This window comes from Athalassotoga saccharophila, assembly GCF_009936215.1.
In the GTDB taxonomy this organism is placed as follows: domain Bacteria; phylum Thermotogota; class Thermotogae; order Mesoaciditogales; family Mesoaciditogaceae; genus Athalassotoga; species Athalassotoga saccharophila.
Window position 1 is genome coordinate 387,845 of record NZ_AP019551.1, and the last position, 23,168, is coordinate 411,012.

General features: G+C 40.2%; 24 protein-coding genes, 4 tRNA genes and 1 other RNA gene. 17 read left to right on the top strand and 12 right to left on the bottom strand.

The genetic code is table 11. The features are described from left to right. Positions 1-2: 2 nt before the first annotated feature. From ATHSA_RS01865 to ATHSA_RS01890, 6 genes are read right to left on the bottom strand one after another with little or no spacing between them, the layout of a single operon-like run. Entirely contained in the window at positions 3-458 is a 456-nt protein-coding gene (locus tag ATHSA_RS01865) for a regulatory protein RecX (RefSeq protein WP_161847494.1), read from the bottom strand. Then, complete coding sequence (gene recA, locus ATHSA_RS01870; RefSeq protein WP_161847495.1) at positions 436-1,485, bottom strand: recombinase RecA; 1,050 nt, start codon at positions 1,483-1,485, stop codon at positions 436-438. Before recA ends, ATHSA_RS01865 begins: the two co-directional genes overlap by 23 nt. Before the next feature lie 3 nt (positions 1,486-1,488). After that, positions 1,489-2,031: an RNA 2',3'-cyclic phosphodiesterase gene (thpR, locus tag ATHSA_RS01875; RefSeq protein WP_161847496.1), complete on the bottom strand. Its 543-nt coding sequence runs from the start codon at positions 2,029-2,031 to the stop codon at positions 1,489-1,491. Next, entirely contained in the window at positions 2,028-2,567 is a 540-nt protein-coding gene (gene pgsA / locus ATHSA_RS01880) for a CDP-diacylglycerol--glycerol-3-phosphate 3-phosphatidyltransferase (RefSeq protein WP_161847497.1), read from the bottom strand. The genes thpR and pgsA overlap by 4 nt, the downstream gene beginning before the upstream one ends. Beyond that, on the bottom strand, positions 2,564-3,847 hold the full coding sequence (rimO, locus tag ATHSA_RS01885) for a 30S ribosomal protein S12 methylthiotransferase RimO (protein WP_161847498.1): 1,284 nt from the start codon (positions 3,845-3,847) through the stop codon (positions 2,564-2,566). Before rimO ends, pgsA begins: the two co-directional genes overlap by 4 nt. Further along, positions 3,844-4,386 (bottom strand): DUF4416 family protein, encoded by a 543-nt coding sequence (locus ATHSA_RS01890; protein ID WP_161847499.1) that lies wholly within the window; start codon positions 4,384-4,386, stop codon positions 3,844-3,846. Before ATHSA_RS01890 ends, rimO begins: the two co-directional genes overlap by 4 nt. 159 nt (positions 4,387-4,545) lie before the next feature. Between ATHSA_RS01890 and dprA the strand changes: the two genes are divergently transcribed. The 7 genes from dprA to ATHSA_RS01925 all read left to right on the top strand — a co-directional run bounded on the left by dprA (position 4,546) and on the right by ATHSA_RS01925 (position 8,039). Further along, entirely contained in the window at positions 4,546-5,466 is a 921-nt protein-coding gene (gene dprA, locus ATHSA_RS01895) for a DNA-processing protein DprA (protein WP_161847500.1), read from the top strand. Between the two features lie 35 nt (positions 5,467-5,501). Then, positions 5,502-5,578 (top strand) — tRNA-Arg (locus tag ATHSA_RS01900). A gap of 7 nt (positions 5,579-5,585) precedes the next feature. Then, a tRNA-His gene (locus tag ATHSA_RS01905) sits at positions 5,586-5,661 on the top strand. Positions 5,662-5,665: 4 nt separating this feature from the next. Next, a tRNA-Arg gene (locus ATHSA_RS01910) sits at positions 5,666-5,742 on the top strand. A 70-nt stretch (positions 5,743-5,812) separates the two neighbouring features. After that, positions 5,813-6,574, top strand: a complete 762-nt coding sequence (gene surE, locus ATHSA_RS01915) for a 5'/3'-nucleotidase SurE (RefSeq protein WP_161847501.1) — start codon at positions 5,813-5,815, stop codon at positions 6,572-6,574. Positions 6,575-6,577: 3 nt separating this feature from the next. Next, positions 6,578-6,905, top strand: an RNA gene (gene rnpB, locus ATHSA_RS01920) — RNase P RNA component class A. A gap of 18 nt (positions 6,906-6,923) precedes the next feature. Further along, complete coding sequence (locus tag ATHSA_RS01925) at positions 6,924-8,039, top strand: MFS transporter (protein WP_161847502.1); 1,116 nt, start codon at positions 6,924-6,926, stop codon at positions 8,037-8,039. Here ATHSA_RS01925 and ATHSA_RS01930 read toward each other — a convergent pair. Next, the gene (locus ATHSA_RS01930) at positions 8,036-8,680 is read right to left on the bottom strand and encodes a methyltransferase (protein ID WP_161847503.1); all 645 of its coding nucleotides are present in this window, start codon (positions 8,678-8,680) and stop codon (positions 8,036-8,038) included. The two genes, ATHSA_RS01925 and ATHSA_RS01930, sit on opposite strands and share 4 nt — an antisense overlap. A 274-nt stretch (positions 8,681-8,954) precedes the next feature. Here ATHSA_RS01930 and ATHSA_RS01935 point away from each other — a divergent pair, with 274 nt between their 5' ends. The 10 genes from ATHSA_RS01935 to ATHSA_RS01980 all read left to right on the top strand — a co-directional run bounded on the left by ATHSA_RS01935 (position 8,955) and on the right by ATHSA_RS01980 (position 19,179). Continuing rightward, complete coding sequence (locus tag ATHSA_RS01935) at positions 8,955-9,719, top strand: DeoR/GlpR family DNA-binding transcription regulator (RefSeq protein ID WP_161847504.1); 765 nt, start codon at positions 8,955-8,957, stop codon at positions 9,717-9,719. A gap of 14 nt (positions 9,720-9,733) precedes the next feature. Beyond that, on the top strand, positions 9,734-10,531 hold the full coding sequence (locus tag ATHSA_RS01940; protein WP_161847505.1) for a BtpA/SgcQ family protein: 798 nt from the start codon (positions 9,734-9,736) through the stop codon (positions 10,529-10,531). Beyond that, positions 10,528-12,018 carry an FGGY-family carbohydrate kinase gene (locus ATHSA_RS01945; RefSeq protein WP_161847506.1) on the top strand — a complete coding sequence of 497 codons (1,491 nt, stop codon included), beginning with the start codon at positions 10,528-10,530 and terminating at the stop codon, positions 12,016-12,018. The genes ATHSA_RS01940 and ATHSA_RS01945 overlap by 4 nt, the downstream gene beginning before the upstream one ends. After that, a complete protein-coding gene (locus ATHSA_RS01950; protein ID WP_161847507.1) occupies positions 12,008-12,787 on the top strand; it encodes an SDR family NAD(P)-dependent oxidoreductase in 780 nt (259 codons plus the stop codon). Before ATHSA_RS01945 ends, ATHSA_RS01950 begins: the two co-directional genes overlap by 11 nt. Positions 12,788-12,797: 10 nt before the next feature. Continuing rightward, positions 12,798-13,556, top strand: a complete 759-nt coding sequence (locus ATHSA_RS01955) for an inositol monophosphatase family protein (protein ID WP_161847508.1) — start codon at positions 12,798-12,800, stop codon at positions 13,554-13,556. Positions 13,557-13,633: 77 nt separating this feature from the next. Continuing rightward, positions 13,634-14,887 carry an extracellular solute-binding protein gene (locus ATHSA_RS01960; protein ID WP_161847509.1) on the top strand — a complete coding sequence of 418 codons (1,254 nt, stop codon included), beginning with the start codon at positions 13,634-13,636 and terminating at the stop codon, positions 14,885-14,887. A 284-nt stretch (positions 14,888-15,171) separates the two neighbouring features. After that, on the top strand, positions 15,172-16,422 hold the full coding sequence (gene iscB / locus ATHSA_RS01965; protein WP_161847510.1) for an RNA-guided endonuclease IscB: 1,251 nt from the start codon (positions 15,172-15,174) through the stop codon (positions 16,420-16,422). 27 nt (positions 16,423-16,449) lie between these two features. After that, on the top strand, positions 16,450-17,319 hold the full coding sequence (locus ATHSA_RS01970) for an ABC transporter permease (RefSeq protein ID WP_161847511.1): 870 nt from the start codon (positions 16,450-16,452) through the stop codon (positions 17,317-17,319). Beyond that, positions 17,316-18,116, top strand: a complete 801-nt coding sequence (locus ATHSA_RS01975) for an ABC transporter permease (protein WP_161847512.1) — start codon at positions 17,316-17,318, stop codon at positions 18,114-18,116. The genes ATHSA_RS01970 and ATHSA_RS01975 overlap by 4 nt, the downstream gene beginning before the upstream one ends. A gap of 10 nt (positions 18,117-18,126) precedes the next feature. After that, on the top strand, positions 18,127-19,179 hold the full coding sequence (locus ATHSA_RS01980) for an ABC transporter ATP-binding protein (protein WP_161847513.1): 1,053 nt from the start codon (positions 18,127-18,129) through the stop codon (positions 19,177-19,179). A gap of 49 nt (positions 19,180-19,228) precedes the next feature. On the opposite strand, the gene ATHSA_RS01985 is transcribed toward ATHSA_RS01980, so the two are convergent. The 5 genes from ATHSA_RS01985 to murJ form a co-directional block, all read right to left on the bottom strand. Beyond that, entirely contained in the window at positions 19,229-20,089 is an 861-nt protein-coding gene (locus ATHSA_RS01985; protein ID WP_161847514.1) for a bifunctional methionine sulfoxide reductase B/A protein, read from the bottom strand. Positions 20,090-20,168: 79 nt separating this feature from the next. Further along, positions 20,169-20,243, bottom strand: a tRNA-Pro gene (locus ATHSA_RS01990). A 54-nt stretch (positions 20,244-20,297) separates the two neighbouring features. After that, positions 20,298-20,735, bottom strand: coding sequence for a hypothetical protein (locus ATHSA_RS01995; protein ID WP_161847515.1), 438 nt, complete (start codon positions 20,733-20,735; stop codon positions 20,298-20,300). An 89-nt stretch (positions 20,736-20,824) separates the two neighbouring features. Then, the gene (locus ATHSA_RS02000) at positions 20,825-21,382 is read right to left on the bottom strand and encodes a hypothetical protein (RefSeq protein WP_161847516.1); all 558 of its coding nucleotides are present in this window, start codon (positions 21,380-21,382) and stop codon (positions 20,825-20,827) included. 116 nt (positions 21,383-21,498) lie between these two features. Beyond that, the gene (gene murJ, locus ATHSA_RS02005) at positions 21,499-23,025 is read right to left on the bottom strand and encodes a murein biosynthesis integral membrane protein MurJ (RefSeq protein WP_161847517.1); all 1,527 of its coding nucleotides are present in this window, start codon (positions 23,023-23,025) and stop codon (positions 21,499-21,501) included. Between the last annotated feature and the right edge of the window lie 143 nt (positions 23,026-23,168).

Genomic DNA, 23,168 nt, shown 5'->3' on the forward strand with positions numbered 1-23,168 from the left:
CATCACACCTCCGTTTCGTTGGAGATCTCACGCAATGTCTTTTTCACCGTGTAAGGATCGAATCCTCTTTTGATCAACTTTTCAAAGATCTCATCTTCATTATCGTTTTTATGCGCTTTTTTAAAACGAATAAATATTTCTTTGAAATTAGAATCCGAGATTTCTTTTATAACGCTTGCGATGATCTCCTCTTTTACACCAAAATTTTTCAACTCGTATTCTATGTATTTAGGTCCCTTGAATTTCAATTCGATTTGATCTGAAGCAAAAAGTTTTGCGAATTTCAGATCGTCTAAAAACCCTTTTTTCTTGAGTTCGTCGATTACTTGATCTAAAATCTCCTGAGAATATCCCTTTTCTTTAAGCCTCGTGTAAAGTTCATGCTCAGAACGCGCCCTTATCTTTATAAGTCTGAAAGCGTCCTTTCTTGCGTTATCAAGATTCTTTTGCTTCTCCATCTTTCTTTTCTTTCAAAAGTCCGTGCGCTTCTCTTATCCTTTTCTCTATTTCGTCAGCGATATTCTTGTTTTCCGTAAGATACTGGACAACGTTATTTTTACCCTGTCCGATGCTTAATTCTTTTCCGTCAAGGGTGGTGTAACTAAACCACGACCCCTTTTTGGATATTATTCCTTCGCTGACGCCGAGATCGACGAGTTCATTTTCTCTGACAATTCCCTTTCCGTATATTATGTCAAAATGCGCCTCTTTAAATGGTGGGGCAACTTTATTCTTGACAACTTTGACGCGCGTTTCATTGCCTATTATCTTTTCTCCTTCCTTTATAGGTTCTCCGCGCCTTATGTCTAATCTTATCGTTGCGTAAAATTTGAGCGCATTTCCACCAGATGTAGTTTCGGGATTGCCAAACATTATGCCTATCTTCATTCTTATTTGATTAGTGAATATCACGATCGATCTTGATTTGCTGACATTCGATGTCAATTTCCTTAAAGCCTGAGACATCAAACGGGCCTGAAGGCCTATCTGGGAATCTCCCATAGCGCCTTCCACCTCGGCACGCGGTGTTAGGGCGGCAACTGAGTCAACGACAACCATATCAACTGCGTTGGATCTGACAAGTGTATCGACGATCTCAAGGGCCTGTTCGCCGCTATCCGGTTGTGAGATAACGAGTTTGCTAACATCCACGCCAAGATTTTGGGCATAAGCGGGATCGAGCGCATGTTCGACATCTATAAAGGCAACGATACCACCAAGTTTTTGTGCCTGAGCGAGGGCATGCAATGTGAGCGTTGTTTTTCCGCTCGATTCGGGTCCGTAAATCTCTATCACCCTTCCACGTGGATATCCACCAACTCCAAGGGCTATATCGAGAGAAAGAGATCCAGATGGAATTGTCTCTATGTTTTTAACTATTTCTTCCTGACCGAGGATCATTATAGAGCCTTTTCCAAAGTCTCTCTCTATTTGTTTTATAGCACTCTCAAGAGCCTTTTCCTTTCCACTTAAATCTTCACTCATCTTTTAACCTCCAAATTCACTTTTGTGAATTGAACTGTATATCGAGCCCTTAGGTGTCAGAGTTGAAGAAAATAACTCGATATCTTTACATTCAATTCTTAACGGATCATACTCGATTTTCGAAATCGTCTCATTCCAGTTCTTTGGGACACTTTTAAGCCTTCCAATCGTAAGATGCGGTGTGAATTCTGTACCGAATGAAAAGCCTATCTTCTTTAACCTTTCATTCAGAGAAGAATAAAGTGTCGATACCTGCTCACCAATCCCTCTCATCCACAGAACGCGTGGAAGCCCTCTTGGAGGAAAAACACCAACACCGTTGAATTCGAGAGAGAATGGTTTAAAATCTTTTGATACATCATCCATAATGCCTTCTATCTTTTCCATCTTCTTTTCATCTATATCGCCGAAGAAGAAGAGGGTCAGATGGGCATTTTCTTTTCTTGGCCATGTGCCAAAAAATTCATTGTCCATAAGAAACTTCTGAATCTTGACCATTTCATTCTCAACTTCATCATTCGTTCTAATGGCCATGAAGGTTCTCAATCTTTTAATGCCTCCCAGTTTTTAACGAAGTACTCAATACCGGAAATAATGGTCATGACAAGTGCTACCCACATCAAAACAACGTTCAAAGTCCATCCAAAAACAGGAGTTATTCTGTAAAACAACACAAAAATTATGAAGACCATCTGAAACGTTGTCTTGAACTTTCCCCACCAACTCGCCGCTATGACCTTTCCCTTTGATGCCGCTATCATGCGCAATCCGCTGATCGCGGAATCTCTTGCAATAACGGTTATCACAAACCAACTTTGGACGTAACCAAGTTGGAGAAAGACCAAAAAGGCTGCATCTACAAGGATTTTATCTGCCATCTGATCGAAGAATTTCCCAAGAGTTGTAACCTCATTCATCGATCTTGCGGCTCTTCCATCCAAAAAATCCGTTACCGAGGCGGCTATGAAAATTATAAAGGCCGCCAAAGAGGTATCAGTCTTAGTTATGATCGAAAAGATCATAAAAGGAATCACAAAGAAGATCCTCAGCAACGTCAATCTTGTCGCAATGGTTATTCTCATTTCAGTTCTCCTTCTAAATCGTAAAATTCGAAGGATTTAATCTTTACATCCACAAAAGTTCCGATCTTAACAGGCTTCGAAGAGGAAATGTAGACCAAGCCATCTATTTCTGGTGCATCCATATAGGTTCGGCCGAAATACATTCCGTTTTCAAAGCCTTCAACAAGTGTCTTAAAATTCATTCCGACCAATTTTTTATTTCTTTCCAAACTTATCCTTTGTTGCCTTTCTAAAAGTTTGTTAAATCTTAACCTTGCAACGCTCCTTTTGACCTTTTGATCTAAGTTGTAAGATTCGGTGCCCTCTTCGTCAGAGTAAATAAAGGCACCAACTCTGTCGAACTTCATCTCATCGATGAATCGGAGTAAATCTTCAAAGTCACTCTCCTCTTCCTGAGGAAAGCCAACTATGAAAGATGTTCTAAAAATGGCATCCGGTATTTCAGATCTTATGAAAGAGATCTTGCGCTTGATTGATTCGAGGTCCGGATTTCTTCTCATCAACCTTAAAATCTTAGGTGATGCATGTTGAAGGGGCATATCAAAGTAATGGAGTATCTTTTTGGAGTTTGCAACGGTCATAACGAGATCCTCATCGATGCCGTCTGGATAAAGATACAAAAGTCTTATCCAGAATTCTCCCTCTATACTATCTATAGATCTTAAAAGATCCATGAAATTTTTACCATTATAGGCATAACTCGTAGAATCTTGGGAGACAAGAATTATCTCTTTCTTTCCATTTTGGACAAGAAATCTTATCTCTTCAAGAATATCATCATACCCTCTGTTTTTTAGTGGACCTTTTATCGACGGGATGGCACAAAACGCACATTTTCTATCGCAACCATCGCCTATCTTTACGTAAGCGTATGGCTTTTCATCGATAGTCCTTCCAAGGAATTCGTAAATAGGTTGAGGAGAATCTTTAAAATCTTCAAGATTCTCTACGGCTTGTGCAACCTTCAACGGTGGAACAACACCGAGAACGGCATCGATCTCGCCTATTTCCTTTCTTATTTCTTTAAAGTAGCGCTGCGTTAGACATCCATGGACTATTACTTTGATATCCCTTTGATCTTTGTAATTGACAACTTCCAATATCTCATCTACAGATTCCCTTTTTGCATCCGATACAAAAGCACACGTGTTTATTATCGCAACATCTGCATCGTCTAAATCCTTTACTATCTCATGACCTCTTTTCACAAGTATGGCCTTAAGTGCGTCCGAATCGGCCTCATTTTTAGGACATCCTAAGACATCTATCCATATTCTCATAACCTTTTTAACGCTCTCTTTTTTTCCATATATATATCCCTTATTTTTTCAAGTTCTCCGATGTACTCGGGCGTCCTGTAATTGGGATAGGTCATCTCCCAAGGCCGAAAGTGGCCATTCAAAAAGAGAAGCGTTATCTCGGCATAAATTCCATTTTTAAGGTAAATTCTACTTCCCCATGCCTTCGTTGAAGCGAGAACAAATTGACTGTGATGAATGTATCCCGCATCTATGTTAAATGTTCTTCTGCCTTCAACTGAAAAGTCCATCTCTATTTTATTCGTGATCGACTTTATGTCTGCAAGTTCAAATGGATGGATCAAAGGCTCGAAACTAACGATTCTGCTTTTCAGAGGACTTCCCATCTCATCTTCGTAATAGGAAGTGAAAGCAGAGAAATCGAGCGGCTTAGACACAAAATCGATCTTGCCAAAATTCTTTTCAAGTATCTCTGTGAGATCTTTTATCCTGTAATTTATATCGCTACCGAAGATCACGCACACCAAATTCACAAGTTCTGGGCTTTTGACTTTTCCCACTCAGATCACCACACATCGGAATCTTAAAAAATTATATCATACTTTTAAATCTCTTTTGGTATACTAAAATCAGTCCCAAATTCCGAATCAAAAAGATGGCAGGCGATTTTGCGTGAATTAAAAATTGAAATCGGGTAATCAAAATTTCAGGGGGGTAATATGAAATTAGAAGAGGCTCTTTCGAAGATCTTGAACAGACCGCCGGATTCGAAAGATGTAAGAAATGAGATAAAAAAATGCGAAGATCTTGGAATAGAACTTATCCCGATCGAAGACGAAAGATATCCATCTTCTCTTGCACAGATAAAAGATCCTCCGTTATTGCTTTACGTTAAGGGAAAGAGAATGGACGCTCTGGGAAAATTCGCGATAGCCATCGTTGGATCACGTATGGCCACATCTTACGGTAGAAACGTCGCCGCAAAACTATCGACCGAACTTTCCAGATCGGGCGTTGTGATAGTCAGTGGTCTTGCCCATGGAATAGATTCCGTTGCCCACGAAGAGGCTTCAAAGTATGGTCTGACAATAGGAGTGCTCGGAACCGGCATCGATATCGTCTATCCGAGATCAAAAGATACCGTCTTTCAAAAGGTTATGGAAAACGGATGTCTTGTAAGTGAATTTCCTCTCGGTACAATGCCGGCAAAGTGGACCTTTCCGAAGAGAAATAGAATAATCGCAGGATTGTCCATGGGAATAATAGTGGTTGAAGCGTCGACCAAAAGCGGCTCTTTAATAACGGCTCGTCTTGGTCTTGAAGAAGGACGCGAAATTTTTGCCGTTCCGGGATCTATTTTTTCTCCGACAAGCGAAGGAACTATAAACCTTATAAAGCATGGCGCAAAGTGTGTAACCTCTGCCGAAGATGTACTTGAAGAATTCGGATACGTAAGCGTCAAATCTTCTATTCCAGAAGATCCCATCTTGGATCTTCTCAAAGGTGGGCCAAAGAGTCTCGAAGAGATTGCAATCTATCTTGGAGTCGGTGTAAATGAGGTGAACTCGAGATTAACGGCCTTTGAAATAGATGGAATTGTTTCAAAGGATTTTACAGACAGATTCAAATTGAACTTGTAATCATGAAAAATGATGTGATATAATTTCAGATGTAAGCGCCCATAGCTCAATTGGATAGAGCAACGGACTTCTAATCCGTAGGTTGCAGGTTCAATTCCTGCTGGGCGCGCCATAGCGTGGTGGCTGTAGCTCAATTGGTAGAGTGTCGGACTGTGGATCCGAATGTTGTGGGTTCAAGCCCCACCAGCCACCCCAAATTGCGCCTGTAGCTCAATTGGATAGAGCGTCGGACTTCGGATCCGAATGTTGCGGGTTCAACTCCTGTCAGGCGCGCCACAGGTATCCCCCTTGTTAAAAGGGGGTTTTTTGTTGTACAATAAATGAACAAATTTTCGGAGGTGATTAGATGATAATACTCATAACCAATGATGATGGTATAATGTCAGAGGGAATAATAACTCTGGCCACAAAATTGTCTGAGATAGCCGAGGTCCACGTTGTTGCTCCAGACATAGAAAGAAGCGCGACTGGTCATGCTATAACGATAAGGAATCCTTTGTGGGCCAAGGAGGTTAAATTCGGTAACCAATTCTTTGGATATGCCGTCAATGGTACGCCGGCAGATTGTGTTAAACTTGGCGTGCAGGCGATTCTAAAGGACAAAAAAGTCGATCTTGTCGTAAGCGGTGTCAACAAAGGCGCAAATCTCGGAACAGACGTTATGTATTCGGGTACAGTCTCCGGAGCCTTGGAAGGAGCCCTTATGGAAATACCTTCGATAGCGGTCTCAAGTTGTTCAAATAGCAATCCGAACTTTTTGTCCGCAACGAAGGCTGTGATTGAACTCATAAATCACATAAAATTAGACACTTTTCCAAAGTTCTCCGCCATAAATGTCAATGTGCCGGCCATCGATTACGACGATATCAGGGGATTTAAACTGACACATCAGTCTAAAAGAAGGTTCAAAGATTTCTTTGAGGCAAGGCAGGATCCTTTCGGGAATACCTATTACTGGATGATAGGCGAGATAGTTGAAGACGATAAAGATATTCAGGCAGATTATCATGCCGTCGAACAGAATTACGTTTCCGTAACGCCTTTGACTCTGTTTCATAACGATCCTGTCTTTATGGAAATTTTGAAAAAAGAGAGTTTTTTTAAATGAGAGGAAATGGAACGGATGATCGCGGCATTGCCGAGGAAAGTCCGGACTTCACAGGGCAGGGTGCCGGGTAACGCCCGGAGGGAGTGATCCCTGAAGAGGGCCATAGAAACGGAAACCGCCCGCAAGGGCAAGGATGGAAAGGCGAGGTAAGAGCTCACCGGCGAACGGGTAACCGTTCGGCCTGGTAACCTCCACCCGAAGCAAGACCAAGTCGAGAGGATATTAGGTGGCCCGCCGATCTCTCTGGTAGGTCGCTCGAGGGGTACGGTAACGTATCTCCAAGATAGATGGTCATCCAAGACAGAATCCGGCTTACAGTTCCATTTCCTCATTGATTTTAGGAGGTCGCATGATCTGGTCATTCTGGCTACTTGAGTTTTCAATATATCTTCCGATGGCTTTCTTTACCTTCATAGGAAATTACTTCAACCAATTGGGTTTTTCAGACCTTCAAAATGGAATCTTAGGCAGTACTGCCGCGATAATTATCCTTGTATCCAATCCTTTTTGGATGAGAGTTTCAGACAAAAGAGTCAAAAATTCAGTACTTACCTTTATCTCCTTTACGACCGCTTTTTCCATATGGCTTATATATCTTTTTAGAAATTTTTGGGCCATCTTTTTGATCTCTTTTTTGGCTGGTTTTTTATGGACCTCGATAATTCCAATAGCCGAATCGATGGCAAGTTACAACGCAAATAAATTCGGATTTTCATTTGGTAAGGCCCGCATGATGGGATCTTTAGGATACGCACTCGTAATGCTTATTTTTGGATACACAACGGATCATTTCTTCTTCTTTCTCATCGGATCACTCTCATTTGCTTTTATAGGCATATCTTCCCTTCTCGTTCCAAAGACACAGGGATACAACATAAATCAAAAGGTAAAGTTTTCTTTAAGAAGTTTGCCTTCGCAATTTTACAGAATGCTTATTTTCGAAATTTTAGTGCTCTCTTCAAATGCTTTTGGCCTTTATTTTATGCCAGTTTTCATGCGTTCAAGGGGATATCCTGTTTCATTTGCGGGAATATCGATAGCGGTTCAGGCATTGGCCGAAATACCATTTTTCTTTTTTGCCGATAGAATCGTAAAAAAATTAGGCGTAAAGAAAATGCTCGTTATTGGATCGGTGATGTTTGGAATTAGGTGGATTCTTACCTTTCTGATTTCAAATCCCGTCGCCATCGTCGCAATCCAGTCTTTTGAATTTTTCAACTGGGTAGCGATATATTACGCTGTTTTTTACTACGTGAATTCAAAGATCTCACCATCTCACAGATCGGACGCCCATGCACTTTTTTGGATGACGACAAGCGGGCTTTCGATGATCTTTGGCGATGTCTTTGGAGGATGGATATCAAACACAGTGGGTGTTGCAAATGGATATCTCTTCTTTGGAATATTTTCGCTTGCTATAGGATTGATCTACGCGTTTTTCGAAAGATCGCCGGATCTAAATTAGAAATCATCTAACATGATGGGGGAATGTAATTTAAAACCTCCCATCTTTCCGCCCTTTTTCCCTTCCACAAAGATCATCTTTGAATCAACTCCAAGTTTCCCGTAAATCGGCGTTATAGATTTTGGTGTCATGTTGTGCTTTACAAATACGTTGACATCGAGTATTAAATTTTTGGGAGAAGTTATCGCGAAAAATTCATGGCCGTATTTTAAAATGCTTTTGGCCGCCACAACGAAATCTTCAAAATCATCGACATTTCTCTCCAAGAATCTCTCGCTCTCCTTGCTTTTCTTTCCATCGTTGTGAAATGGTGGATTAAAGACAACACAATCCACGCTTTCGTACCCTAAAATCTTTGAAGCATCCCTTACATCCGCATTTATTATCTTTATTCTTTCTTTCAATCCATTCATTTCGACGATCTTCCGAGCAACCTCGCAGGATCTTTCATTTATCTCTATTCCGATCAGTTCTTTTACAGGATTCAATTTTGCAATAATGACAAGAACAACGCCATTTCCACTTCCAAGTTCAACAACTCTTGAGATCGTTCCTATCTTTGAAAGAGTACCAAGCAAGATCGAGGCATGGGTATGTTTTGCCTCCATTTTTTGTGGCGTTAAAAATTCCGGGACATACATAAACAAACCTCCTTCATTTCAATTATATACCGAACAAAATTCCCATGACTTTTTACTTTTTTACTGTAATGTTAAGTTATTATCTTAAAATCAAAACAAATCAAAGATAAAAAAAGGAAAATGAATGTTAAATGGAATTTTTGACATTTTTTGCCAATAACGATTTTATTTCAATAAAAAACGGAGTTGAAATTCTGAAACAATGAGATTATAATGATCAAAAATCGATCAATTACAATCAATAAAATGATCGTAAATGCAAAAAGGTGGTATAGTGAACAAATCGGAAAGAATCAAAAAGATATTCGAAGTGATCTCGCAGGAAGGAAATGCGTCCACGAAGTATCTTGCAGAATTGCTCGGTGTCTCAGAAGCAACTGTAAGGCGTGACATAGTCAATCTCGAATCTGATGGAGAAATACCCATGAGAAGGGTAAGAGGAGGAATAGTCTTTTCTCTCGACAAATCCGGATTCGAGCCAATGTTCGATCTTAAACTTTCGAATATGATCGAAGAGAAGAAAAAGATAGCCCAGATAGCGCTCGATCAAATTGACGACGGGGATTCCATCTTTTTAGATTCGGGAACAACGATATATTACCTTGCAAAGATAATGGGAAGTAAAAAAGGCATTAAGGCAGTCGTTGTCGATCTCAAGGTTGCAGAGGAACTCTCAAAGCATCCCAACATAAGAACGATCGTAGCGTGTGGATCTGTAAGATCGGGATATTACAGCATAGGAGGAAATGAGACGGTGAATTTTTTAAATCAATTTCACGTTGAAAAATCTTTCATAGCAACGGACGGATGGAATTTAGCGGGAACTTTTAACTCATCTGATTTTGAAGTTGAAATAAAGAGAAAAATGATAGCGCTATCCGAGAAAAGGTACCTTCTTGCCGATCATTCAAAGTATGGAAAAAATGCCTTCATAAAGGTTTCAGATCTTAAAGAATTCGATGTCTTAATAACAGACAGGGATTTACCAAAAGACGTTACAGAATATTTGAATAAAAATGGAATAAAGATCTTGTGTTAGAAAGGGGTATAAATATGAAGATCAAGGATCTTTTCGGTACAGAAAAACCTGTTATAGGAATGGTTCACTTTCCACCTTTACCAGGTTCTCCTCTTTACGATGACGAAAAAGGCATGAGATACATAAAAGAAAGGGTTAAAAACGATCTTATCTCTCTTCAAGAAGGAAAGATAGATGGTCTTATCTTTTGCAACGAAAATGATAGGCCGTACAGACTTGAAGCAAATTACATGACCGTAGCCTCTATGAGTGCGGTCATAGGAGAATTATCGGAAATGATAAAAATCCCTTTCGGAATAGATGTCCTGTGGGATCCATCTGCCGCGCTTTCAATTGCAAAAGCCACGGGAGCGAAATTCATAAGGGAAATAATCACAGGCACTTATGTCTCTGATATGGGATTATGGAATACAAATGTTGGTGATCTCTACAGGTACAAAAAGTTAATAGACGGGAAGAATATATCTATATTTTTCAACATCTCGGCAGAATTCGCTTACAATCTCGATAGACGTCCCATCGAAGAGATAGCAAAAAGTGTCGCCTTTTCCTCTCTTGCAGATGTTATTCTCATTTCCGGTCCTATGACAGGCGTTGCACCGGAGGTTGAAACTTTGAAAAGGGTAAAAGAAAGGGTCGATGTTCCTGTCTTTGTGAATACAGGCGTTAACATCAAAAACGTTTCCGAACTTTTAAAGGCAGCGGACGGAGCGATAGTCGGCACGAGTTTGAAAAAAGACGGTATCACCTGGAATCCAATAGACAAAGAAAGAGTCATCGATTTCATGAAAGAGGTAAATAGAATAAGATGAGAGATTTAGCGATCGGAATCGATATAGGGACTACGGGAATAAAAATAATGGTTATGGGAAAGGATGGGATCCTTTTCCAAGATGAAAGACCTCACGATCTTATTTCACAAAAAGCGGGCTTTGCGGAAGAGAATGCACAAAGATGGTGGGAAGACCTAAAATCGTTGTTGATGGGATTAAGAGATGGATTTGGAAAAAGAATAGGATCTATAGGTGTAACTGGTATGGTCCCGGCCCTTGTACTTTTAGACGATGATCTCAACGTGATAAGAAATGCTATCCTTCAAAACGATTCAAGATCGACTGAAGAAATAGAATCTTTAAAGGAAATGATAAAAGGTGAAGAATTTTTCGAACTTACCGCAAATACAATAAATCAGCAGATAATCTTTCCGAAGATCATGTGGATAAGAAAAAATGAACCTCAAAGTTTTGAAAAGACACGCTGGATAATGGGATCTTATGACTTCATAGCCACAAAATTAACGGGAGTACCTCATGTTGAATTAAACTGGGCTTTAGAAAGCGGGATGCTACTTGTAAAAGAAAAGAGATGGTACACAGAACTTTTGAAAGAACTCGACATCGATGAAAAGATTTTGCCACCCATCTTTGATCCTACACAGATAATCGGAAAGGTAAGTAAAGAAGTTTCAAAAGAGACCGGATTACCTGATGGAATACCAGTTATAGCAGGTTCAGCCGATCACATAGCGGCATCTTTGGCAGTTGGGCTTGTGGAGGAAGGGGATCTGCTTCTTAAGATCGGGGGCGCAGGCGATATAATGTTTGTCACAGATTCTTTTAAAACTGAAAAGCGCCTGTTTTTTGATTACCATGACATACCCGGCAAATACGTTTTAAACGGTTGTATGGCGACAAGCGGCTCTCTTATAAAATGGTACATGAATCTTTTAAAGACAGACGATTACGATGAACTTACCAAATTGGCCGAAATGAGTTCGATAGGATCTGAAGGCATAGTAACTCTGCCGTACTTTCTCGGAGAGAAAACACCTATTTTCGACACAAAAGCGCGCGGATTGATATTCGGACTCGATCTTCATCATTCAAGGGGAGACATATTCAGATCTCTTCTCGAAAGTGTTTCATTCGGCTTTAACCATCATATCGAAATTTTGAAAGAGGCGGGATTTAAGATAAAAAGAGTCTTTATCTCAGATGGAGGGGCCAAAAATCCACTCTGGCGTCAAATCGTCTCAGACATTATAGGCATGGATCTGAATTACAAAAAAGAAAAGGGATCTGTCTTTGGCGTGTCTTTGCTTGCGGCATATTCGGCCGGGATAATCAAGAATTTGTACGATTTTGAAAAAGATGAAGAGTCTGAGATCACGCATTTCAACCTTCAAAACCATCTGAAATACGAAAAATATTACACAATATACAAAAAACTGTACATGTCTTTAAGACCTATTTACGAAGAACTTTACAATCTCAGGGAGGTAAAAGAAGATGAGATTTGAGAATAAAGTTGTCCTGATTACAGGATCTGCAAAAGGCATAGGAAAGGCGATAGCAGAAGGCTTTGCACGGGAGGGCGCATTGCTTGCCCTTACGGATTTAGACACAAATGAACTTGAAAAAACTGCCACGAATCTGAAAAGCATTTCCAAAATGGTCAGATCATACGCACTCGATGTCACAAACTCAAAGATGGTAGAGGAAGTCGTCAAAAAGGTCATAGAAGATTTTAAGGTGATAGACATTTTGATAAACAACGCCGGTGTATCGACAATGAACTATTTTTGGGAATTAAAAGAGGAAGAATGGGATTTCAACATGAATGTAAATGCCAAAGGTGTCTGGCTTGTAAGTAAATACGTTGTCCCTCACATGATAAAGAGAAGAAAGGGAAAAATTGTTAACACGGCCTCTATGGCCGGGAAGATAGGAGCAGATCTGCTCGCTCATTATTCGGCCTCAAAATTCGCCGTTGTGGGCTTTACTCAGGCCGCAGCCAAAGAACTTGCACCGTACGGGATAAATGTCAATTCCGTATGTCCCGGCTTTGTCAAAACTTCCATGCAAGACAGAGAAATCGTGTGGGAAGCGAAATTAAGGGGCGTAGATGATCCAGAAGAGATAAGAAGGGGATATATAAAACAGACACCGCTTGGGAGGCTGTGCTATCCGGAAGATGTGGCAAAGGTTGTATTGTTTCTTGCATCCGAAGATGCGGATTTCATGACCGGACAAGCGATAAATGTGACCGGCGGCGCATGTATGCATTAAAGGAGGAGACGTGGAAATAATAGAAATCATGATAGAGGCGGCAAAGAAAGCCGGAAGTATCTTGAAAGACGGATATGAAAGTTCCTACGATGTTAAAATCAAAAGTTCATCGGCAGATCTTGTAACTTCTGTCGATCTTGATTCGCAGTCAGCAATAATTGAAACATTGGAGAAAACCAATATCCCAATTGTGGCAGAAGAATCGACACAGAAAATTACGGAAAAAAACGCTTTTTACGTCGATCCTCTCGATGGCACGCTTAATTTTGTGCATGGAATACCATTCTTTTGCGTTTCAATAGGATACTGGGAAAATGAAATGCCAATTATCGGGGTAGTCTACGACCCTCTAAGAGATGAGTTGTTTTACGGTATCAAAGACAAAGGCGCATATCTGAATGGGAAAAAACTTTCTGTAAAGAAAAAGGACCTTAAGGATTCTATCCTTTCAACAGGCCTTCCTTACAATCGTCAAAAGATGATGCGTGCCATCGAAGAGACAAAAAAGATCATTTCATCTGTTCAGGAAGTTAGAATTCTCGGAAGCGCGGCTTTGTCACTTTGCTATCTTGCGGCCGGACGGATAGATGGATACTGGGAGGACGAGATATACCCATGGGACGTTGCCGCGGGGATAGCGATATCCACAGAGGCAGGAGTGAAGATCACGAATTTTGATGGAAAAGACTACAAACTAAAAGAAATAGAAATAGTCGGCGCTATACCTGAGATACACCAAGAAATTCTAAGAATTTTAAAGGGATTTTAAATTCACTTAATCTTGGGATATAAATGGGAGAAACTTTTAATGTTAAAAGTGAATAGACTTCAAAAGGAGGTGTAATGATGAGGGGTAAAGTAATTATCTTAGTTGCGTTAGTCGCTTTGTTAGCGATTACGGCTCTGGCCGATACTTCTACGGCAGGTTTAACGGGTCCTCAAGGTCCTATACCGTCATGGGACACCGTCGTTCAAATGGCAAAGCAGGAAGGCTCAGTGTCTTGGTACGCGTACGGTGCCGAATACGACAAACTTTACTTTGAAAGTTTAATACCAAAATTCGAAAAACAATACGGTATAAAGGTCAATTTCATATTTGGAGACTGGTACGCATTTTTACAGAAACTTCTTGCCGAACAGAAAGCCGGACAGAATGTTGGAGACATGGATCTTGTCTTCACATGGTCAATACCTTTTAACGATGCGTGGAATGCGGGAGTTGTATGGAAGTATCCATGGAGTTACGTTATACCAAACGCAAGAAATATAGTAGATCCATATTTACTTCAATATACGGACATGATCCCGACAAATGGAGCCTTTGTACCATTTATATGGTGGCAAGTAGCCTTCCTTTACAACAAGCAGATGGTCAAGAATCCTCCACAATCATGGGACGATTTAATGGCATGGGTTAAGGCAAATCCGGGCAAATTCACCTATTGTGATCCAAATACCGGCGGAAGTGGCCATACCTTCCTTATAACGCTTTCACAATGGCTCTACGGCTATGATAGATATTACAATTCAATGGGCATGCCATACAATAAAGCACTTGGATCTGAACTTTGGAATACCGTCGGACCAAAGGGATACTCTCTGTGGGGATATTTAAAAGAATTACAAAAATACATGTACCAGCCCGGATTCTATCCAGCGGGAAACTCTGCCGCAATCTCCCTCTTTTCAAAGGGTCAAGTATGGCTTGAGCCACAATGGCTTGACGTTACGGCATCGTGGATAAAACAGGGACTTCTGGATCCGAATATAGTTGGCCTCTACATACCAAAACCGACTATGGATGCAGGCGGAATGGATGGACTCTTCATTCCTTATAACGCTCCCCATAAATACGCTGCAATGGTCCTTGCCAATTACCTGCTCTCGAATGAAGTTCAAACTGGTATAGTACTTGATAGAGGAGGAGCCTTCCCGGTCGTTACGGGAGTCATGAATAAACCAGAGGTTATCCAAGCGATAAAAACGCAGCCTTATTGGGTACCACTTGACAGTGTAACGAATCCTCTCTGGCTGAGATCGGGCCTCTACATGGATGAATTGATGAAAGACTGGACTCAAATCATCGCGAAGTCTCAATAAAATTAGGTCAGGCTCTACGCCTGACCTTTTTAGGAGGGAAGAGTCAACACCCCACCACCTTTAGAGGTGGGGGCTTGTAAAAGCCCTTGTTGATTAGCCTAAGTCGCAAGACTACGTTATTCGTGTCATGACACCCTGAGATGCTGCTCAAGTTTCAGGCTCTGTCGTTTACCATTAAACAGTTCTGATGGGTAGGAACAGTGTGGTAAGCCCAAAAGCACGAATAACATTGGCGATGAGCATCTAACAGTCGCAAGACTGACTTATCTCTGAGGAGATTGAAGATGGTTTACGTAATAAGCAAATCAGGAAAACCTTTGATGCCTACGAAAAGACATGGCAAGGTAAGAAGAATGCTTAAATCTGGAATGGCAAAAGTGGTAAGACGCACTCCATTCACGATTCAATTGTTGTATGACTCAGAAGAATACACGCAGGATGTAACAGTAGGAATGGACATAGGATCACGTCATGCAGGAGCGTCAGCAATATCTGGAAATAAAGAACTCTTTGCAGGACAATTTGATATGAGGACAGATATTCATGATTTAATGACGGAACGAAGAATGTACAGAAGAGATAGAAGAAGTTATAAAACGAGATACAGAGAAGCACGATTTTTGAACAGGAAAAAAGACAAATGGCTTGCGCCGTCTGTCAGATGGAAAGTAGAGGCTCACATAAGAATAATTCATTTCCTTTCTAAAATTCTTCCAATTGCAAGAGTAGTTGTAGAAATAGCACCATTTGACACGCAAAAAATAATGAATCCCGAGATTTCTGGAGTGGAATACCAGAACGGAGTGCAGAAAGGCTTTAGCGATGTAAGAGAGTATTGTTTGTGGCGTGCTGGGTATAAATCTGAATACTCAGGCAAGAAAGGCATTCTTGAAGTTCATCACATTATCCCCAAAAGCATGGGAGGCACAGATACACCGGAAAATCTGATTGTATTAACTGCCGATGAGCACAAACAAATACACGAAGGAAAGATTAAGATCACAAAGAGAGTAAATCAAAAGATAAAAGGTTTAAAAGACGCAAGCCATGTTTCCACGATTGGGCAATTCATAGTATCGGGACTTAGGATAAGATATCTGACAGAAGTAACATTTGGAAATATCACAAAGGGCAAAAGAATGGCAAGCAATTTAAGTAAAACACATGATACAGATGCTCTCATAATCGCAGGAGGAGATGCAACAACGACGAGGACAGAATCATCATTCTTTGCCAAATTTGTAAGAAGGCAGAACAGATCATTGCACAAAGCAAATATGTTGAATGGTGGGAGAAAGAAAGTTAACACGATCAAATCTGCAAAAGGATACAAAAGGTTTGACAAAGTTCTGTACAATGATGAGGAATGTTTCATATACGGTCTTCGGACAAGTGGATACTTTGATTTACGAAAGTTGGATGGTAGCAAGATACATGTGTCTGCGAACTGGAAACAGTTAAAGAAACTGGAAAGTGCAAAAACATTGTTGATAGAAAGGCAGGTGAATGTGGCAATTCCTCTCCAACTTACATAAGATCGGAGTCTCCTTGCCACAAGAACGATGAAGCCAAAGGTTAAATTTTCCGTTGCGTTACTTTACCTTTCTCCGGTTATCATCTTTTATTCTTTTATATTCGTTTTACCCTTGATCTTGGTTTTTCTCCAATCCTTTGGACTTTACAGTTTGGGGCCAATGAAGCCTCCAAAGTTCACCTTAGAATATTATTTGAAATTTTTCGATTTAAAAGGACCTTATCTTGAGAGTTTATGGTTTAGTTTTTGGAATTCAGCCCTTGCCACTGTGATTATAAGCGTAATTTCATTTTTTCTTGCGATCTTTTTCTATTTTGTCAACTTCAAGGGTAAATCTTTTGTTTCTGCAACGTACAAAATACCTTTGTTCATTCCTTATTTGATCTCCGCATTCGCGTGGTGGAATTTACTCTCTCCCGGTGGATACGCTCAAAGATTACTCGCCGCAACAGGGATAGTAAATCCGAATATGTTGCTTGTGAATGATCCGAATGGAATAGGAATAATAGTGGCAAATGTTTGGATGAATTTTCCTTACATGGTGCTCTTGATAACTGGTACACTCAAAATGATAGATCCAACTTTGATAGAAGCCGCAAGAACATTGGGATCGACCTTTTGGAAGAGTATTTTTAAAATAGTCCTTCCATTATCAATGCCTGGATTTTTGGCCGGATCTATTCTTTCTTTCATAGGCATGTTTGGGGCCTTCTCCGTTGCCTTCATCCTTGGAGCAAGTTGGCCACAGTACATGTCGATATCCATATACAATGACGTAACGCAATTTTCCGAGTACGGGATGGCATCGGTTCAGTCTGTCATATACATGATAAGTGCGATTTTAATAACTTATTTTTACACAAAGATAATAGCAAGGCTTCAAGGTGAAAGACGATGAAGAGGATATCGACATCCCTTGTGAGCATAATAATAGTCTTGATCATATTCTTTCCGGTCTTTGTTATATTTGAATGGGCCTTCAGCACGATATGGTACGGCACATCGCTCTTTCCAACCCAGTTAGGTTTTAGATCATTCGTTCAGGTTATCCAAGCAGGGCTTGGCAAAAGTTTAATCTTGAGTTTTACCATAGCGCCTCTTGTGGTGCTTTTCTCAGCAATCATAAGTATACCGGCAGCGTATATAATAGGAACAAAGGACATAAAATCAAAAAGGTTGATAGAAAATCTTTTTCTAATACCCCTAATCGTGCCTCCAATCGTGAGTGGAATAGGGATACTTTCTATTTACACACAACTCGGATTGATAGGAAATTACATGGCCATAGTCTTAGTTCACATGATAGGCGCAACACCTTACATGTTCAGAAGCGTTGAGGCGTCCTTTGAATCGATAGATCCATCTATTGAGGAGGCTGCAAGAGTGCTTGGAGCAACGAGATTAAGAACTATATTGAAGATATACCTTCCCCTTGTCACACCCGGATTACTTTCGGGATCAGTTTTTGCATTTTCGTGGTCTTTGAATGAATTCCTCTTAACATTACTTTTGGGTCTTCCGAATATAGTTACACTTCCAGTCTTTCTTTACAGGTATGTCGGAGGTTATTATATCTCTCCCGGTCCTGCATCGGCAATAAGCGTCTTTTTGATAGTTCCTTCTCTGTTCATAGTGTATTTGATGGAAAAATACATAAAGAGTGAATACGTGGCCGGAGCGGGCATAAAAGGATAAGGAGGATAAGATGTCTACGATTTTAATTAAAAATCTAAAAAAATATTATGGAAAGGTTTTGGCCTCTTCCATAGAAGCGCTTGAGATAAAAGATGGAGAATTCTTCACTCTTCTCGGACCGTCCGGATGCGGAAAAACCACAACTCTAAGAATGATAGCCGGTCTGATCTCTCCCGACGAAGGAAAGATATTGATAGACGGAAAAGACATAACGAATTTTCCACCGGAAAGAAGAAATTTAACGATGGTATTTCAAAATTTCGCGCTATTTCCACATATGAACGTATTTGACAATGTTGCCTTCGGATTGAGAATGAGACATATGACAGAGAAAGAGATAAATATCAGGGTAATGGAAATGCTAAAAATGCTGAGAATAGAAGAACTGGCCAACAGACGTATAGAACAAATTTCTGGAGGCCAACAGCAAAGGGTTGGAGTTGCCCGGGCAATAGCACCACATCCATCGGTGGTGCTCTTTGACGAACCACTTTCAAATTTAGACGCAAAACTAAGAGAAGAGGTAAGATACGAACTTAAAGAATTGCAAAGAAAAGTCAATATAACGGCAGTTTACGTAACACACGATCAGGCAGAGGCCATGACTTTATCTGACAGGATCGCGATAATGCAGGCTGGAATTATAATTCAGATAGGAAATCCAAAAGAAGTTTACTTTACGCCCGCGAATGCCTTCGTTGCCTCATTTATAGGAGGAACGAACTTCATAGATGGAGATGTAGAAAAAGAAATTTCACAGGATAGGGTACTTTTCAGATCAAATGATGGTCTCTTGATAGAGGCAAGGAAAGGCATGATAAACAATTACGATTCTAAAGTGCTACTCGTAAGACCCGAGGCCGTGGAGTTAAGAAGGTCAAGCGAAAATGGCATAAAAGGCACTATAGAATCCAAGTTGTACCTCGGTGGAAGTCTCGAATACAGAATAAGAATAGGAAAGAATTCCACCCTAAAAACCTTTTCTCCTTCTGTCAATGACGTGGGAGATGTGAATTCGAACGTAACGGTCGTCATAAAAGATGCCGTGGTTATAAAAAGGTGACATGCTCCCACCACTTATAGAAGTGGGAGAATTCTTGCTTAAAAAGACGTTAAAAAACCTCTCTTCTGAAATGGCAGTAAGGAACTTTGCCAGTTTTTTCGTAGTAATTCTGGTGATAATCTTCGGCTAACCAGAAATCAGAGGCCCTTTTTATCTGTGTGGCGACTATCCGTCCCTTTTGAATGAGAGACTTTTTTACCGATTCGGCAATCTGTCTCTGTTCTTCGTTCGTATAAAAGATAACGCTTTTGTACTGTTCGCCGATGTCGGGACCCTGACCATCGAATTGAGAAAAGTCGTGAATTTCGAAAAAAAACTTTACAAGGTCTTCGTAACTGACAGACGTATTGTCGTATATAATCTCGACCGTCTCGTAATGTCCTGTTATGCCGGTGCAAACCTGATCGTACGACGGATTTTTTACCTTTCCACCCATGTATCCAACGCGTGTATCAAGCACTCCTTTGTACTTTTTAAACATGTATTCAGATCCCCAAAAGCATCCCGCGGCAAAGAATGCTCTATTTCTTCTAACCTTTTCTCTTTCTGGCACAAATTCCATCGATACCGAATTAACGCAATGCCTTACATTTTTCGGTGTATATCCCTCACCTTCAAAGACGTGTCCGAGATGGGCACCACAATAAGCGCAAGTTATTTCAATTCTTTTTCCGTCTGCATCCAATTGCCTTTTTACGGCGCCGGGTATTTCTTCATCGAAACTCGGCCATCCACAATCAGATTTGAATTTACTTTTTGACTCGTAAAGCGGTAATCCACATCTTCTACAGATATACGTGCCTTTTTCGTAAAAATCATCATATTTTCCGGTAAAAGGCCTTTCCGTTCCCTTTTTTATTATCACGAATTCCTCATAAGGATTCAATTCATTCAAAAGTTCTTTTTTCATGAAAACCTCCTGCTAATAATTATCAATTTTATTATATCACAATCGGAATAAAATAAAAATTCCGGCCACAGCCGGAATTTGGTCGGGGCGACTGGATTTGAACCAGCGACCCCCTGTGCCCAAGACAGGTGCGCTACCTCTGCGCTACGCCCCGAGTACTTAAAAAGTATACCACAAGATCTTTGCTAATACAAGAGGTACGGCACTATCAAAATTCGTAGTAAAAGCCAAAATTGGTTCCTATGACAAATGCTCCCAAACTCATAAGGGATGTGTTTAAAGAAACAGTCTGTCTAAACAAAAACGGCATATTTTGTACCTTCAAATGCTCAATAAGGGATCCTCCAACTCCAAATCCAAAGTTTGTAACGTAGCCGCTTGTCAGATAAAACAAAGAAGTCCATCCGTACTTGACGTTGAAATTATTGGTACTGTAAAGATTGCCAAGTACATTGGTAAAATTCAATCCTATGTCCGTCTCTCCAAAGTAACTCTGCAAAGATCCACCTATTATCGCGTGAGGTGTATCAATTCCACCGCCTATTCCCAAGAATCCAGAATTTGTTTCCAGACCGACAAAGAAGTTTTGTGCAAAAGCCAAAGGAACCAACAAGACAAGAACAAGCATGAAAATCCAAAATTTCATTCCAGATCATCTCCCCTTACATAAAATGAATAAGACCAGTAAAAAAGATGGACCCCAAGGGATATATGATCAACTATAATCTACGATGATTATTGCTGGTTCTGTATAATTTGCTGATAAGTTACGGGTCCCAATTTTGGACAGAGAGGGGTTCCGAGTTTATCGTCCATCGGCATAAAGTACAAAAATGAATCATCTGAAAATGCTTGCTTAGCCGTTATGTAATAATTAGATTCTGAAATTGGAATTACGCATAGCCACAAATTATAATCATTGTATTTCCCGATCATTTGACTCGTTAAGGATACGTATTTTCGAACACCTGATTTGACAACAATTACAGGTGTCTCCTGGCCTTTTAATCCAACAATTACGTACATATCAGGATTGTAATTCAATTTAAATAGAACATCGGCAAAATGCTGAAGGGTATTATCAGAATTGTAAGTTAACATTTCACCTAAAAATGTCAAAGTAATTGGTTTGGCCGCCACTCCAAGAACGACAGATCCATCGGTGGCCTTCAAAGTTAACTGTTCAAAAATATAATTCTGAGCATTAGCAAAATCATTCTGTGAAATGTAATCTGCAAATATAAGCCCAGCAAACGCACCTGTTATTAAGAGAAAAAGCAATATCTTCCTCATTCTTATACCTCCCTAAAAGTTAGGAATTCCATTTCGATTTTAATTATTCTAACACTTTTTCGAATTTAATAAAAGACGGTGCACACTTAACCTGGCCGATAATTCATTCTTGGACATTATCTGATTAATCTTTTTATCACCATTCTTATCTCATTTCTTCCAAAGAAAAATAAAAGCATCAAAAACACAAAGGTCGCAATTATATCCTTCGGTAAAGCACTTAATCTTGAAAGGTAAAATACGATCACGTAAATCACAGAGGTCAAGACAGGCAAAATCGTTTTTATCGAAAAAAATCCGCTCATTCCGGATACACCAAGATCGTATATCATCAAAAACAAAAGTAAAAATGAGACTATACTTGAAGAAGCCGCTATGCCTGCCTGTTTTAGAGGAATCATCAATATCCAGTCGAGATAAGCATTCAAAAAGATCATGGGAACGCTTATCAAAGTCAGTCTTAACGTTTGCTTTTTAGAGATGTATATATTTGCAAGGATGCCTGTAAGTGGAACGGTTATTATCATGGGTGAATAGGCAACGAGAGTGGAGGCAGTCATAAGGGTTGAATCGGCCGTAAAGGCTCCCCTTTGGTATATTATCTTTACTATTAAATCGGCGCAAACGATGGTAAAAGCCGTTATCGGGGCAAGAATCTTTATCATAGACTCGAAGATAGCACGGGTTTGAGATACGATTGCATTTCCGTTGAAATTGATCGCGTTCTCGGAGAGACTGGTCAAGGAAGTCGTGAGAATTCCGGAAGTTATGATCCCGTTTATCATCCCAACTATCGTAAAAGAATAGTTCAAAGATGAAATACTGCCAACTTCAAGACCGCTTGCGAAGGCTCTATCCACAACGCCGTTTATCGTTGCAACTGAAGAGGAGAGCAAAAGTGGAATGGCAAGATAAAAGGTATGCTTTATCTTTCCGCGATCAAATCCAAATGGAATCTTTCCCCATATCTTTCTTCCGTAAAGATACGCCGTAAGGCCTATCGCTCCAGTTCCAAACTCGAGAGAGAGGGCATAAGATCCTTCCTTGAGAAATGGATAAAACAAAAGCATGGCAGGTATCAAAAAAAGATTTGCCGAAAATTGGGCTACCGAATATTGAAAAAACATTCTTTCGGCTCTCAAAAAAGATCCGAAAAGATTTGACCACCCATTTAACAGTGGAAGAAGAGAATAAATTCTAAGATAATTTTCTGCCATCCTGAATTCTTCTCCCTTAAAGGTGGGAGCAAAGATACGAATGTAAAAGGATGGGAAAATCGCAAGAGTTATTCCGAATAAGACGAGAAAGATAGATGTGAAGGTAATAAGAGATCTTGCGTATTCTCTGTGATGGTTGTGCCTTTTCTCTTCTATGTAAATTGGTACGGCCATAGAGGCAAAGGCACCGGCTATTATTCCGGCGACTATATCCGTAGGTCCCAAAGCCACGATGACGGCGTCGTAACCTCCACTCGTTCCAAAAAGCATGCCGGCAAGCATCTGCCTTACAAAGCCAAGTAACTTCGATCCGGCAACAAAGAGAGTTATCCATACTGTACCGCTTATTATATCCTGTGAAGAGATCTTTTCATCGTTCGTTTTTAACACCCTATTTTGCAGAATTCGATCAAGTATACCAAACAAAATTCAAATTCCAAATCGATTCGATAGACAGGTACGTAGCGCGTGATCCGTAATCAGAAAAACTCTTCACTTATAACTATTCACTTATTGAGATAATCGGCTTTTAAAGCGAATTCAGTATACATTATATTTACAAATTAGTG